Annotated in this window: 9 protein-coding genes; 3 read left to right on the top strand and 6 right to left on the bottom strand. The window is 63.5% G+C overall.

The features are described from left to right. Nucleotides 1-370: 370 nt before the first annotated feature. Complete coding sequence (locus ACR9Y2_RS15215; protein WP_435042227.1) at nucleotides 371-3958, top strand: two-component regulator propeller domain-containing protein; 3588 nt, start codon at nucleotides 371-373, stop codon at nucleotides 3956-3958. Between the two features lie 101 nt (nucleotides 3959-4059). Next, nucleotides 4060-5115, top strand: a complete 1056-nt coding sequence (locus ACR9Y2_RS15210; RefSeq protein WP_435042226.1) for a zinc dependent phospholipase C family protein — start codon at nucleotides 4060-4062, stop codon at nucleotides 5113-5115. A gap of 261 nt (nucleotides 5116-5376) precedes the next feature. Here the strand turns inward: ACR9Y2_RS15210 and ACR9Y2_RS15205 are convergent, their stop codons facing one another. Next, nucleotides 5377-6402, bottom strand: a complete 1026-nt coding sequence (locus ACR9Y2_RS15205) for an abortive infection protein (protein WP_435042225.1) — start codon at nucleotides 6400-6402, stop codon at nucleotides 5377-5379. 239 nt (nucleotides 6403-6641) lie between these two features. Further along, nucleotides 6642-8360, bottom strand: coding sequence for a S8 family peptidase (locus ACR9Y2_RS15200; protein ID WP_435042224.1), 1719 nt, complete (start codon nucleotides 8358-8360; stop codon nucleotides 6642-6644). Between the two features lie 204 nt (nucleotides 8361-8564). Between ACR9Y2_RS15200 and ACR9Y2_RS15195 the strand changes: the two genes are divergently transcribed. After that, on the top strand, nucleotides 8565-10520 hold the full coding sequence (locus ACR9Y2_RS15195) for an HD domain-containing phosphohydrolase (protein WP_435042223.1): 1956 nt from the start codon (nucleotides 8565-8567) through the stop codon (nucleotides 10518-10520). On the opposite strand, the gene ACR9Y2_RS15190 is transcribed toward ACR9Y2_RS15195, so the two are convergent. From ACR9Y2_RS15190 to ACR9Y2_RS15175, 4 genes are read right to left on the bottom strand one after another with little or no spacing between them, the layout of a single operon-like run. Beyond that, nucleotides 10500-11375, bottom strand: coding sequence for an ATP-binding cassette domain-containing protein (locus tag ACR9Y2_RS15190; protein ID WP_435042222.1), 876 nt, complete (start codon nucleotides 11373-11375; stop codon nucleotides 10500-10502). The genes ACR9Y2_RS15195 and ACR9Y2_RS15190 overlap by 21 nt on opposite strands. Continuing rightward, nucleotides 11372-12961, bottom strand: coding sequence for an ABC transporter substrate-binding protein (locus ACR9Y2_RS15185; protein ID WP_435042221.1), 1590 nt, complete (start codon nucleotides 12959-12961; stop codon nucleotides 11372-11374). Before ACR9Y2_RS15185 ends, ACR9Y2_RS15190 begins: the two co-directional genes overlap by 4 nt. Beyond that, nucleotides 12958-13761 carry an ABC transporter permease gene (locus ACR9Y2_RS15180; RefSeq protein ID WP_435042220.1) on the bottom strand — a complete coding sequence of 268 codons (804 nt, stop codon included), beginning with the start codon at nucleotides 13759-13761 and terminating at the stop codon, nucleotides 12958-12960. Before ACR9Y2_RS15180 ends, ACR9Y2_RS15185 begins: the two co-directional genes overlap by 4 nt. Continuing rightward, nucleotides 13758-14621, bottom strand: a complete 864-nt coding sequence (locus ACR9Y2_RS15175; protein WP_435042219.1) for an ABC transporter permease subunit — start codon at nucleotides 14619-14621, stop codon at nucleotides 13758-13760. The genes ACR9Y2_RS15180 and ACR9Y2_RS15175 overlap by 4 nt, the downstream gene beginning before the upstream one ends. Between the last annotated feature and the right edge of the window lie 53 nt (nucleotides 14622-14674).

Below are 14674 nucleotides of genomic sequence, written 5' to 3'. Positions count from 1 at the left end.
GGCTCGTGGCCAACCGCCGCACAGCAAGGGCGCCGCCCACTCTTTTGGGGCGGGACACTCTCCAACTCGTCCATGCCTGAAGTGGCAGGCTCGAATGCCAGCCGCTTTCTGCAATTGACTTGCAGCAGCTGCCCCGACGGAGGATACAGCCAGCATCCCTGGGCCGGAAACCGGCGCTCGCACCCGGCGAGTTCCAAAGCATGGAGAAAATTTAACGCGCGGACGACCGAACCAGACATATTCCTAAAAGCCCAGCATCTGAATTGGCTAATCGAACCCGATAGTTCTGCCGATACTGTACTGTAGGTACTTCTAAGGCCTGCTCGCGCTGATCCGTTTAGCGGGTGGGGTTCCGTTTCAGGAGAAGATTTTGGCGCGCGGGCCAGATCTCAGAGAGTTTATTCTCATAGCCGCATTGTTATCCCCTTCGCTGCAGGCTCAGAGGTATAGCTTCAAGACCTATGGCCAGGAACAGGGGCTGAGCAACCTTGCGACCGAGTGCCTCTTCCAGGACCGGACCGGTTACCTGTGGGTCGGCACCCAGAATGGCCTGTTCCGCTATGATGGCGCGGCCTTTACACGCTTCGGCGACGCCGATGGCCTGCCCAGCTCCACCGTGGACAGTATCGTGGAGTCAACCGACGGCGTTCTCTGGGTGGCCACTTCGCGCGGGCTGGCCCGCCGCCACGGATCCCGCTTCGAACCCGTTCACATTCCAGGAACCATAGAGAGCTCGGGGCGATTCGGCTTAGCCGGCGATACCACGGGCAGCCTGTACCTGACCACCAATGCCGGCATCCTCCGTGCATCCGTCCCGTCCGCTGGCAAGGAACGGCAGTTCGAAGCCATCGCCGGTCAACCCGCGGGCCATGCCTATGGAGTACACGTCGAGAGTGGCGGCGCCGTGTGGTACGGCTGCGGCTCGGGCGTCTGCCGCATCCGGAATGGCCGTACGGAAGCGTTCGGCCCGCTGGAGGGTGTACCCCCCGACCGTTGGGATGCCCTGCTGACAGACCGGGAAGGTACGGTCTGGATCAGAAGCTCGAAGCGGTTGCTGCTCAAACCCGCGAACTCCGGACGCTTCGTTGCCCCCTCGCGCAATATCCCATCAAATGGCGATTTTGCCACACTGGCTTCCGGCCGGGACGGTGAACTCTTCGTCCCCACCGATGACGGCGTCTGGGAATATGCGGTCGGGCAGTGGCGGGTCACCGGCCAGGAACAAGGCTTGTTGGCGGCAGCGACCAGCGCGGTGTTGCAGGACCGGGAAGGTTCCCTCTGGATCGGACTGTGGGGTACAGGCCTGACCCGCTGGGTGGGGCGCAATGAGTGGGAAGGCTGGACCCGTACCGAAGGCTTGAGCGGGGAACATGTCTGGAAGATGGCGCGCGATGCGCAGGGGCAGTTATGGGTGGCCACGGACAATGGGCTGAACCAGCTGCGGGTGGATGCCCGCACGGGCAGACCGGCCTGGCGGCTGTGGACCGAAGCAAACGGCCTCGCCGGCAATAAGACAAGGTCGCTGGCCCTGGGTCCGGATGGAGCCCTGTGGACCGGCAGCTCGCCCGGAGGCATCTCCCGCGTGGAGCCCCTCACCGGACAGGTCCGCACGTTCGCGCTGCCGCGTGTACCGGGCAGTGATCGTATCTGGAGCCTCGCCTTCGACCGGGCGGGTACGTTGTGGGTCGCGACAAGAGGAGGCCTGTTCTCAGCCGCTCCGCTCAGCGGGCGAACTGAGTTTCAGAAGCAGGAACTGCCCAATGGCGATGCCGGCGAGACCGTTTCCGCCGTCCTGGAAGACCGCCAGGGACGCTTCTGGGCGGCCGGCACCAGGGGCTTGGCACGCCGCGAAAACGGAGTTTGGCGGCGCTTCACCAAAGCGGACGGGCTGCCATCCACGGCCGCCGGCTTCCTGGCCGAAGCGCCCGACGGTGACATCTGGGTCGGCTACCGGGACCGCAGCGGCGTTTCCAAGATAAAAGTGGACGGGAACCGCCTTTCTGTCAAAACATTTACCCGGCAGTCTGGATTGCATTCGGAGCAGGCCATCTTTGTCAAAGTGGACCGGCGGGGCTGGCTGTGGTTTGGCACGGACCAGGGCATCGATGTTCTCATCGGCAAACAGTGGCATCACTTCGGGCGCCAGGACGGGCTGATCTGGGACGACTGCAATACCGACGCTTTCTATGAAGACGCCGATGGCAGCGTGTGGATCGGCACCAGCCGTGGCCTGGCTCACTACCGGGTCCCCGTCTCGAGGCCCAAACTGGAAGGGCCGCGCGTGGAGTTCACAAAATTCCAACTGGGAGACCAGACGCCCGACCTGGAACGGCCCATTGTGGAGCCTTACCGCAACCACACCCTCACCGCCCAGTTCTCCGTGCTAACGTTTCTGGCCGAAGGAGACGTGCTCTGCCGTTACCGGCTGGCCGGCCTCGACGACGAATGGCTCGAGACTAAACAGCGTGAGGTCCGGTTCCCCAATCTGCCACCTGGGAAATACGTCCTGGAAGCGACGGCGCGCAATGCCGCCGGAGTCTGGAGCAGCGTGCCCGCCCAGGTTCATTTCACCATCGCGCCACCCTGGTGGGCGACATGGTGGATGCGGGCTGCCGCGATTCTGGCAGTTCTCCTGATGCTGGCCGGCATCATCGTCTGGAGAACCAGGCGGCTGATCTCACAAAGCGTCCGGCTGGAGGCCGCGGTCAAGGAACGCACGCAGCAGCTGCGGATCGAGCAGGAACGCATCGTCGGCCAAAACGCCGAGATCGAACGGCTGCTCGAGCAGGCCCGCCAGGCCAATCTGCTCAAGGATGAGTTCCTGGCCAACATGAGCCACGAGATCAGGACGCCGATGAACGGCATCATCGGCATGATCAACGTGACCCTGGCCCAGGCGGTGACGGCCGAACAGCAGGAATCGCTTCATATGGTGAAATCCTGTGCGCAGTCGCTGCTCCACATCCTGAACGATGTCCTTGATTTCTCCAAGATTGAGGCGGGCAAACTCGAGATCGCAGCCGCGCCCTTCCGCATGACCGACCTGATGGAGGGGGCATGTGCGACGTTCCTGGCCGGCGCCCGCGAGAAGGGCATCCAACTGACATGGGACATCGCCAGGGATGTTCCGGCCTGGCTCGAATGCGATGCGCGCCGCATCCGGCAGGTTCTGCTGAACCTCATCGGCAACGCCTTGAAGTTCACGCACCAGGGTGAAGTCCACGTCTCCGCCTACAAAGGGAATTCAGACAGCGGCGAGTTGGAACTGTGGTTCGCGGTCAGCGACACGGGCATCGGCATTCCGGAATCGGCCCGGGCATTGATTTTTGAGGCATTCCGTCAGGCCGATGGCACCACATCCCGCAACTACGGCGGCACCGGACTGGGGTTGACCATCTCGTCACGCCTCGTCCGCCTGATGGGCGGCAGCATCACCGTCGAGAGTGAACCCGGCAAGGGCAGCACGTTCCGGTTCTGGGTGAAGGCCAGCGCGGCCGCCGCTCGCGCCGAGACTTCCAACCAGCCCGGCCGGTCTGAGTTTGAAAGCATCACCGCCCACCCGCTGCGCATCCTGCTGGCGGAAGACAACGTCGTCAACCAGCGGGTGGCCATGGCGCTGCTGAAGAAGCGCGGGCACAGCGTCGAAGTCGTAGGCAATGGCCGGCAAGCCGTGGAACGGTCGCAGTCAACATTCTTCGATCGCATTCTGATGGACCTCCAGATGCCTGAGATGGACGGTTGGACCGCGACGCAGATGATTCGGGAACGGGAACTCACCACCGGCGGCCACGTGCCCATCCTGGCGCTCACCGCCCACGCCATGAGCCACATCCAGCAGCATTGCCTGGAAATCGGCATGGACGCCGTAATCGTGAAACCCTTCGATCCGGACCAGTTTTACCAGACGCTGGAACAGGCCCTCCCAACCGGTGGGCCCCAGTGCGTGCAGGCCTCCTGAGCTCCACCGCCGCCGTCAACCTGCCTCTATGCCGGCCCCGGGCTTGTGCCCGGCACCGCATTGATCGGACAATCGGGCAAGGTCGCAGAGCGGAGGGATTCATGAGTGGGGTTGCCCGGTGCCTATTTACGGTGATGCTGTCGATGCTGGCGCTAGCGCCCAGCGCGAAGCCCTATTCTGTCCTCTCGCACGAAGCAATCATCGATTCCGCCTGGGACACCTCCATCAAAGGTCTCCTGCTCCAACGCTTCCCGGGTGCGACTCCTGAGCAGCTCCAGGAAGCGCACGCCTATGCCTATGGCGGCAGCATCATCCAGGACATGGGGTACTACCCTTTTGGATCGAAGCTCTTCACCGGCCTGCTGCACTATGTCAGAAGCGGCGACTTCATCCTCAATCTCATTCGTGAATCGCAGGATCTGAACGAATACGCCTTCGCGCTGGGCGGGCTCGCCCACTACGCCTCCGACAACAACGGCCACCGGATTGCCACCAACGTGGCGATTCCCATGCTCTATCCCAAGCTGAAGCGCCGGTTCGGCGATCGCATCACCTTCGCCGACGACCCGCTTTCCCACGTCAAGACGGAGTTGGCCTTTGATGTCCTGCAGGTCGCCCAGAGCCATTACGCGCCCGACAGCTACCACGGCTTCATCGGCTTCCAGGTAGCTCGGCCTGTGCTCGAACGCGCCTTCCTCGCAACCTACGGCTTGAAATTGGGCGACGTCTTCACCAACGTCAGTCTCGCCATCGGCTCATACCGGCACGCCGTCAGTTCCACCATTCCGTCCATGACCCGCATCGCCTGGCAGATGAAGAAGGACGAGATCGTCAAGGGCACTCCGAGCATGACGCGCCGCAGATTCCTCTATAACCTGTCGCGCGCCAGCTACCACAAGGAGTGGGGTAAGGAGTATCAGCGCCCAGGCTTCGGCGTCAGGCTGCTGGCGTTCCTGTTCAAATTGGTGCCCCACATCGGCCCGGCAAAAGCGCTGCAATTCCGGACACCGACTCCGGAAGTGGAGAAGCTGTTCATGGCCAGCTTCAATGCAACCCTCAGTGAATATCGGGAGTTCCTGGCTGCAGTCGGGGCGGGCCGGCTCGTGCTTCCGAACGAAAACTTCGATGTGGGCGAACCGACCATCGCTGGAAAATAGACCCTCGGTGATGAGACATATGCCTCGCTGCTGGACAAACTGGACGGCCACTTCAACGACGTGCCCGCCGCCCTGAGAAGCGACTTGCTTGCATTCTACGGAGACCTCAGCGCGCCCATCTCCACAAAATCGAATGAGCACGACTGGGCCAAAGTGACACGCGCCGTGCAGGAACTGAGGTCATTGGAACTTTCCTCGCAGGCCGCTCCCGCAACGCCCAATGACATTCCAAGGTGACCCCTGGCGCCAGCCGCTGCCCCGTTACGACTTCGCGTAGTAGTCCGCCACTGCGCGAAAGGCCAGCTTCGGGTCCCAGGGCATATCCGGATACGTGCTGCCCATCCGGTCGGCGTAGCTCTTCACCAGGCCGTAGCTCGCCATGTCCAGGTCCAACCGGGGATCGGCCGAGTAGGGGTACTTGGGCATGACAAAAGTAAAGGCGAAGGCGCCTTCCGCCTCCTCCGCGGTGAATGCTTGCAGCAGCTCAATCAGGTATTTCGACTGCGTCTCCTCATCGCGCACATACGCGCCCTTCAGCCGCGGCGGCTCACTGCTCCAGTCCACAATCGCCCAGCCGTAACCGCCCTTCTTCTCCGCGCCCTTGTAAGTACAGCAGCCAAACTCCGTCATCACGACAGGCTTCCCGTGGGCAAAGTACTTCCGCAGATTCTGGCGGAACAGCCGCTGATTCATGGCGTCGCGGTAACAGTCGATGCTCACGAAATCGAAGCGATTCCAGTCCACGTCCTCCCAGGCTCCGGCGGAATACGTCACCGGACCGTGGAAGTGGCGGCGCACCTCGTCCACGGCACGCTCCAGAAACCGGTTGAGATTGCGATTGAAGGGACCCAGGCGCAGCGTACTCCACAGCAACTTCCACGGCTTCATGAACGCGCCCACCCGCTCCGGCCCCGTCTCGCCCAGCACCAGTCCTTTCATGAAGAAGGTCAACTCCCAACCGGTGATAAAGACCACCCGGGGCGCCTGCAGCCGCAGGCTCTCCGCCGCCTGGGCGCATTCCGCGAAATAGGCCAGGGTCTGCTCTTCGTCCGCGTCGTGATAGCCGGGTCCGAACCAGACCTCCAGTCCCTGCTCAATCGCGTACTCGGCCGCCGTCATCAATCGGGACAGATCCCGCCCGACAATGCGGATCGCATTGCAGTGCAGGTCACGCCGGATGATCTCAATCTCGCGGCGCACGGTGTCAGGGTCGAAGATGGGCCGCGAAGGCCGCGTTTCTCCGAAGGGGTAGATTCCGACGTCGTAGTTGACGCCTTTCAGCCTCACGCCCCGCCCCGCCCCGCCCTGCCGGCACACTACCGGCGGAACTCACAACCCGGACTGCTGATTTGTAGGACACCTGCCATCCTGGCGAGCAATCGGCTTTCCAGAACCGCGCCGCTTCCGCTTGTCCCTTTGGATTCAATGCCGAGCCGGCCATCCGCCGCGCCGGCGTCCCTCCGCCGGTCCGTTCCCAGTGGTAAGAATTACGGGCCGGCCGGTGGCCCGCGCCCTCACCCCTGCATTTATTCGCCTTTGCCGTTTGTGCTACTACCCCAGGCCGCCGAGGAACCCCAGGCAGCGGCACTCCCCCACGCCGCCGAACTACCCCAAGCCGCAGTACTGCCCCACGCCGCGCTGCTCCCCCAGGGCGAGGTGGAACCCCAGGCGGCGGAACTACCCCAGGCCGCAGCCGAGCCCCAGGCCGCTGTCGAACCCCAGGCCGCGGCGCTCCCCCACGCCGCGGCAGAGCCCCAGGCCGCCGTCAAAGGCTCCAACGCATGAGTCCCCCAAACGTTCGCCAGACTCCACAGATTGTTGTCCCAAACGGTCTGCGTTGCCGCCGTCAGCAGCGCCTGGCCGGCAGCCAGTTTGTAAGTCACTGCGGGCGACGCCGCGGAACGGCTGGTGCTGTCGTAGTTATTCAACGCGCCCAGCAGGTTCAGATAGCCCGCGCCCACCGTGTACATGTCATAAGTGGCCGGGTAGACCACATGCGTCGTAGGATCCACGGTCGCACTGACCAGCGGAAAACTCTTAGACGCAGTCTTCATCAGCCGGGCCTTCACCACGTCGGGGGTCAAGCCCGGCGTCCGCTGCAACATCAGCGCCGCCGCTCCGCTCACCATTGGCGCCGCCATGCTCGTCCCGCTCAGCCGCGCATAATTGCTGTCCACCCCACTCGACGGATAGGTGCGGTCGAGTGTCGACCCCGGAGTCCGCAGCGACATGATCAGGTTGCCCGGCGCCACCAGGTCCGGTTTCACGACCAGGTCGCCCCACGTGGGCCCCTTCGAGCTGTAACTCGCAATCTGGTCGTCCGACGTCGACTGCGTGTCCAGCGTCTTCATCGCACCCACCGTAATCGCCAGCGGCGAATTCCCAGGCGACAGGATGGTCGAGTATCCGCTGCGGCCGAAGTTCCCCGCCGCCACCACAACCACAATCCCCTTCTTCCAGGCAGCTTCCACAGCCTGCACCAGCGGGTCGTTCTTGTAGCTTTCGTAAACAGGACGCCCCACCGAGAGATTGATGATCCGGATGTTGTACTTGCTGCTCAGCTGGACCGCCCGGTCGATCGCGGCAATAATCACGCTGTCGCTGCTCATCCCATTGGCGTCCAGCACCCGCAGGTCGATCAGCTTGACACCCGGAGCGATGCCCTTCACGCCGGATTGCGACGCAGCTCCGTTGCCGGCCACAATCCCCGCCACATGGCTGCCGTGTCCATAATCGTCCGCATTCTTCGAGGAGACAAAACTCTCGCGGTAAACAACGCGCCCTGCGAGGTCAGCGTGATTGGCGATGCCGCTGTCCAGGATCGCGACCCCAATCCCCTCGCCCGTCAATCCATAGGACGCCGCGAAATTGGCGCCAATCGCCACATGCGAATAGTCCGTGGCCGCCGTCACCGTAGCGCCAACCGGACGGTCCAGCGAGATGTACCGGACGTTGGAAAGATTCGCCAGCGACAGAATCGACGCGACAGGCAGGGTCTGGGTGACCGCCGGAATCAGCGTGTACAGCAGCCGGTTCACGCCAGGCAGCAACCCCACCAGCCCCGTCACGGTCTGCAACAGGCCAGGAGGATTGAGCTGAACAATGACATCCACCTGCTTCGTGGAATTGGAAGGATTGTTCAGCAACGCGGCCAGATCGGGCGCCAGCTTGGAATTCTGTCCGAACAGACCAGTACTCAGCGGCAGCAGAAGGGCGATCGAGAGAATTGAGCTGGCGAATCTCATGCGATCCTTACTGGCACGTCCCGTACCATAGTCCCGCCCTCCGCTAACCCTCTAAAAACACCCGCGTTAGGGCAACCCGCACCTGGCGCCGCGCCTCCGTGCGCGTCACGCTTGGCGCAGCCTGCGCCACGATTGACGCCGATCCTGATCTAAAGCGAAAGATTCAGTACGCCGATGTACAGCTTGGGCCACGACGGAAATACTATGCCTACTCCAATCGAGTCGACTGAAGGGCCCAGGCCAAAAACACCCCGGCTCGCACAGGCCTACATCCTGCTGTTGACCTGTGGCGGCGCCGCGGTCCTCGGCTACGGCCTCTGGACCTGGCAAACCCACGAGTGGGGCCGCTTCCTTTTCTACCTCGGCATCTCGGCCATCGCCTCGGGCATGAAGGTCACCCTCTCCGCGGGCTCGGGCACCATGTCGATGAACTTCCTTTTCATCCTGATCGGCATCGCCTCATTGAGTCTCGGCGAAACCCTCGCCATGGGCTGCGGAGGCATCCTGTTCCAGCGCTTCTTCCTGGCCAAACGCCCGCCGCGCGCCGTGCAGTCCATATTCAATGTAGCCAGCATCGCCTGCTCCATCGGCGCATCTTACTTCGCCTATCACGCCGGCCTGCGCCTGGAAAGCTGGTTCGAAGCTCCGCTGCTTCTGATGTTCGCCGCCTGCGCCTTCTTCCTGACCAATACATTCTCCGTAGCGTTGGTCATCGCCCTCACTGAGGAGAAATCGGCCTGGGCGGTCTGGCGCGAATCTTACTTCTGGTCGTTCCCCAACTACCTCGTCGGCGCCGCTGTCGCCCTGGGACTGAATGCCTTCAGCAAAGCCTTCGGCTGGCAGTCCTCCTTATTGGTCCTACCCGTCCTATATGTGGTCTACCGCTCCCACCGCCTCTATGTGGAACGCCTGGAAGAAGACAAACTGCACGCCGAACAGCAGACCCGCCACGCCGAAGAACTGGCTCTACTCCATCGCCGCACCATCCAGACCCTGGCCGTCGCAGTCGAAGCGAAGGACCAGACCACTCGCGACCACCTGGCGCGCGTCGAAGTCTACGCCATGGAGATCGGCCGCGAACTCAATCTCAGTGAGAACGAGCTCAAGGCGCTGGAAGCCGCCTCCCTGCTCCACGACATCGGCAAGCTCGCCGTACCGGAGTACATCATCTCCAAACCGGGCAAACTCACCCCGGAAGAGTTCGAAAAAATGAAGATCCACCCCATCGTCGGAGCCGAGCTCATCGAACAGGTGGAGTTCCCCTATCCCGTAGCCCCGATGGTGCGCGGCCACCACGAGAAATGGGACGGCAGCGGCTATCCCGACGGGCTGGCCGGCGAAGACATCCCCATCGGCGCCCGCATCCTGGCCACCGTCGACTGTCTCGACGCCCTCGCCTCCGACCGTCAGTACCGGCGCGCCCTGCCCCTCGACGAAGCTCTCGCCATGGTGCAGCGTGAAGCAGGCCGGAGTTTTGATCCCCGCATCGTGGAAGTCCTGTCCCGGCGCTACCAGGAATTGGAACGGATGGCCAAAGCCAGCGTCGTCGCCCAGAAGACCAAACTCTCCACCGAATTGAAGGTGGAACGGGGCGCCGCCCCGGCGGCCGGCTTCGAGGAATCGGCCGATACCACAGCCAACGACCTCACCAGCATTCACAACTCCATGCAGGCCGCCGAAGCGCAACGCCTCCTGCTCGACCGCGTCGATCGCGACCTCGCCGCCTGCCTCAGCCAGCCCGAAATCTTCGGCGTCGCCCGCGAGATCCTGCGACTCGAAATCCCCTACGATGTCCTCGCCGTCTACCAGTGCGAGGGCGACCGGCTTCTGCCCGTATTCCTCGATGGCGAAGCGCAACGCCAATTCGCTTCTCTCGAAATCCCCATGGGCATGGGACTGGCCGGCTGGGTTGCGGAAAACAACAAGGCCATCATGAACGGCAACCCATCCGTCGAGCCGGGCTATCTGAACGATCCCGCACGCTTCAGCACCCTGGGCTCCGCATTGGCCGTCCCCCTGGAAACCCCCGCCGGCGTCACCCACGTCTTCTCCCTCTATCGCCAGGGACGTGATGCCTTCCGTACCAGGGAGCTCAACGTCCTGCTTTCGATCTCCTCGAAGCTCAGCCGCCGGCTCGAGCTAGCGCCCCAGCCGCGATAGGTCCCCGCTCACGGCCGCCTCGGCCTGCCCGCGGTGCAGTTGATCCAGCGCCGCCAGATCACCGGTCGCCGCCGCCGGACCTGCTTCCGCGACCGTCGGCACGCGGGGAATCGCAGCAATCAGTTGCCGCGTGTACGGATGCCGCGGAGCCCGGAAGATCTCCCCGCTCGGCGCGTTCTCCACCAACTCCCCCTGATGCAGGATTGCCACCCGCTGGCAGAGCGCCGCCACCGACGCCAGGTCATGCGAGATGTAGAGGATGCTCACGCCGGTCTCCTGGTTCAGCCTCCGGAAAAGCGCCAGGATCTCGGCCTGCGTAATGCTGTCCAGCGCACTGGTCGGCTCATCCGCCAGCAGCAGCGCGGGCCGGTGCAGCAAGGCCAGGGCGATCAGGAATCGCTGGGCCATGCCGACACTCAAATTGCGCGGGTACATCCGCAGGAATTCTGGCTCCGCCGGCAGGCTCACACTGGCCAGCAGCGGCTGCCATTCCGGCTTGCCCGTGCGATGCGCCCGCCAGCATTCCTCCAGCTGGGCGCCCAGCCGCAGATTCGGATTCAGCGCAGAGAGCGGACTTTGCGGCACCAGCGCAATCTGCAATCCACGCAGCTTGCGCATCTCCTTTTCCTTCAAACCCACCAGGTCCCGTCCCTGGAACTCGATGCTGCCCGTGCAGGTTCCGTTCTTCAGCCCCAGCAGGCCAAGGATCGAAAGGATCAGCGTGCTCTTCCCTTCCCCGCTCCGGCCCACCAGGCCCACAATCTCGCCCGGGGCGATTTCGAACGCCACGTCGCGTAGCACCCCCGGTTTGCCGGGGTAGCCGGCCGAAATACGCAGCTTTAGCAGTGAACTCATTTTCCCTGGACCAGCGTCAGGTGCTCGGCATCCCAAAACGTCCGCGGATAGAACGGCACCGGCTTGCCGCCTCGAACATTCGGCGCAACGGCCGAAAGTGAGTTCGGATGCAGCAGGTACACAGCCGGTGATTGCTCCAGCAGGATCTCCTGCACCCGGTCGAAGCTCTTTTTCCGCGCCGCCGCGTCGCTGCTGGCCGCCTGGGCGAGCATCAGCTTGTCGATCTCCGCCTCCCACGGCGTGGCCGGTGTCTTCTGCGAGGGATTCCAGGGATGATTGGCCGCCGAACTCAGCAGGATGTTCATGATCCCGTTCGGGTCGATGTCGATGTTCACAAAACCCAACAGGCAGGTCTCATAGTCCAGCGTGCGCGTAATCCGCTGGATCAGCGACGGAAAGTCGAGGCTCACAATGTTGACCTTGATCCCGATCTTGGCCAGGTCCTGCTGGATCATCGCCGCCATCGGCTCCCGCGTCTTGCTGCCCGCGTTCGTGATCAGCGAAAACTCCACCGCATGTCCGCCCGCATCCTGCAGGACGCTGCCCTTCAGCACGAACCCGGCCTGCGCCAGGCGCTTCGCCGCGGCGGCGGCATCATATCGATGTGGAGCAAGCCGTGCGTTGAACCATTGCTTATTGGCCGGCGAAACATAACCCGCCGACAGGCTGGCATGGCCGCGGTAGACCACACGGCTCAGGTCGGTCCGCGAAATCGCCTCCGAAACTGCCCGCCGGAACGCCTGGGACTGGAACCATGCTTTCTTGTAGGCCGGCAACGGCGACTGCGGAGCCATGTTGAACCACACAAACTCCACGTCCGTAGTGGGGCCGGCATCAATCGCCTGGCCGCCCTCCTTCGCCAGCCGCTCGTACAGATCCGGAGTCAGCGAATCGATCAGCTGCAACTCACCCCGCCGGAACCGCAGCAGCTCCAGATCCCGGTTCTGCTGGAACTCAATCCGGATACCGTCGAGCAACGGCAGCGTCTTGCCATCTGCCCCCCGCTTCCAATAGGACGGGTTGCGCTTCAACAGCAGGTGCGAGCCCGGAGAGTGTTCCGCCACGACGAACGGACCCAAGCCCGGAGCCGGCCTGCGCGACGCCGTGGCCGACAGGATCGGCACCTGGTCGAACAGCCGCTCGAACGCTCCAGCCGAGGCGGGAAAGTCCGCCACCACCGTGTAGTCGTCCTGAGCGGTGATCCGTACCTCTCCCTTATCGGTCTTAAAAGTATCGGCCAGGGGCGAGTGCAGCGCCGGGTCCAGCAGCTTCTGGAACGTCGCCGCCACATCCTTGGCCGTGAAAGCCGCGCCGTCGGGAAACTTCACCCCGCGGCGCAGCGTGAACACCACCCGCTTGCCGCCATTCGTCACCTGCCACGACGACGCGAGCTCCGCTTCCGGCTTCTGTGTAAGCCGGTTGACGCGGATCAGCACGCCCTCCGTCAGGTAGCGGATCGCCTCGGCCGAATCATCAGCCACCAGCAGCGGATCCAGTTGTTTCGGCTCGCTGTGGAGCGCAAACCGCAGCTCAGCCGCCGGCAAGCTGGCGGCCAACAGGACAATCAGTGTGAACAGTCGCATCATACGGAGTAATCCTCCCTGGGCAGCACAAGCTGAAATCCGCCGATCACCAGGGCCAGCAGAACCACCGGAGCCGCGATCCAGGGCTGGGCCATCAGGTCCCCGCTCTGCAGCTCTCGCAGGATTCCACCCCAGGACGGCAGCGGCTCAGAGATACCCAGGCCAAGCATTCCAAGCGTCGCCTCGGCCAGGATGAACAAAGGTACCGAGGTCCAGAATTGCGCCAGCAGCACCGGCATCACATTCGGAACGAGGTGACGCGAAAGCAGGCGCCAGGGTGTACACCCCGAAGCTCTTGCCTGCAAAATGAAATCGGCCTCCCGCAAACGGGTCACGGCGGCCCGCACCACACGCGCCGACGAGGGCCAGCCCAACAGTCCCAGCACCAGGAACGTGATCGCCATCGAAGCCGCCGGAGACACATTCAACGGCAGGCATGCACGCACCATCAGCAGCAGTAGCAGCCAGGGCAGCGAAAGGAACAGATCCACCGCGCCCAACACCAGCCGCTCCGTCCAGCCACCGGCAAATCCGGCCATCCCCCCGATCAGGGCGGCCAGCACGCACGACAGCAGGGCCGCGGCCGGGGCCAGTGTCAGCGAAACGCGTGTACCGTACAGCAATCGCGCCAGGCGGTCGCGGCCCAGCGCATCGGTTCCCAGCAGGGTTTGCCGCGAAGGCGGAGAATCCGGATTCTCACGCATCTGCGTCGCATAGTCGCCGGCCGTCCATAGCCGCGGAGCCAATGCCGAAATCGCCACAATGCCCAGCAGTACGACGGCAAACACTCTGGCGAACTTCATTGCGCCGCCTCCAACCGGGGACGCGCGGCCAGTTCCGCAACGGTCATGCCGGCCGTCGTCGCCAGCGCAATCAGCATCGTCAGGTTCAGCAGCAGTGGCAGGTCCCGGGCCGTCGCCGCCTGCCAGGCCAGCCGCCCCAGGCCCGCCGCATCGCAGATCGCCTCGATCGGGATGATCGAGCCGATCGCCATACTCAGCGACGTAGCCAGCAGGGCCAGCAACTGCGGTGCCGCTCCCCTCATCACATAGGCGGACAGAATGCGCAGCTCCCCAATCCCGCGTGCCCGTGCCATATCAATGCAGGGCGCGCCATAGGCTTGTGCCAGAACATTCCTTGAATAGCGGAAGATCCGCGGCGTCAGCACCAGCAGCAGCACCAGCTCCACCGGAGCGCCAAACGTCAGGCACAGCAGCGCCAGCACACCGGCCGGCAGGCTCAACAACAGGCCTGCGAACAGCGCCGTGGCCGTATCCAATACCCAGGCCCGCCTGTATGCGGCCACCGGGATCGCCAGCGCCAGCCCCAGCAACCACGCTCCGGCCAGCCCGGTCACCACCCGCTTCAGCGTCGCAGCCGCATTGTTCTTCAGTAAATCCGCGATGGCCGCACCGTTCGTTTGCGATTGCCCCAGGTCGCCGTGCAAGGCGCCCCGCACATACCGCACAAAGCCCTGGCCCAGGCTGTTCTCCGCCTCGCGCTGGGCTCGCATGGCCGCCAGCGTTCCGGCGCTCAGCCGAGGGTCCAACTCCCGCTCGTCCACCAGCGCGCCCGGTGAAAACCTTACCAGCATGGCCGAACCGAATGCTGCCAGTAACACCAGAATCGCCATCCGCGCCAGTTGTGTGCCAACTATCTTCATCTGAGCCTGATAGTGTCATCGGCGGATCGGTGCGCGGTCTATACACAGAGTAG

This window comes from Paludibaculum fermentans (assembly GCF_051172195.1).
Lineage (GTDB): Bacteria > Acidobacteriota > Terriglobia > Bryobacterales > Bryobacteraceae > Paludibaculum > Paludibaculum fermentans_A.
The sequence above is the reverse complement of the archived record's forward strand: the minus strand, read 5'-3'. Positions and strand labels throughout refer to the sequence as shown.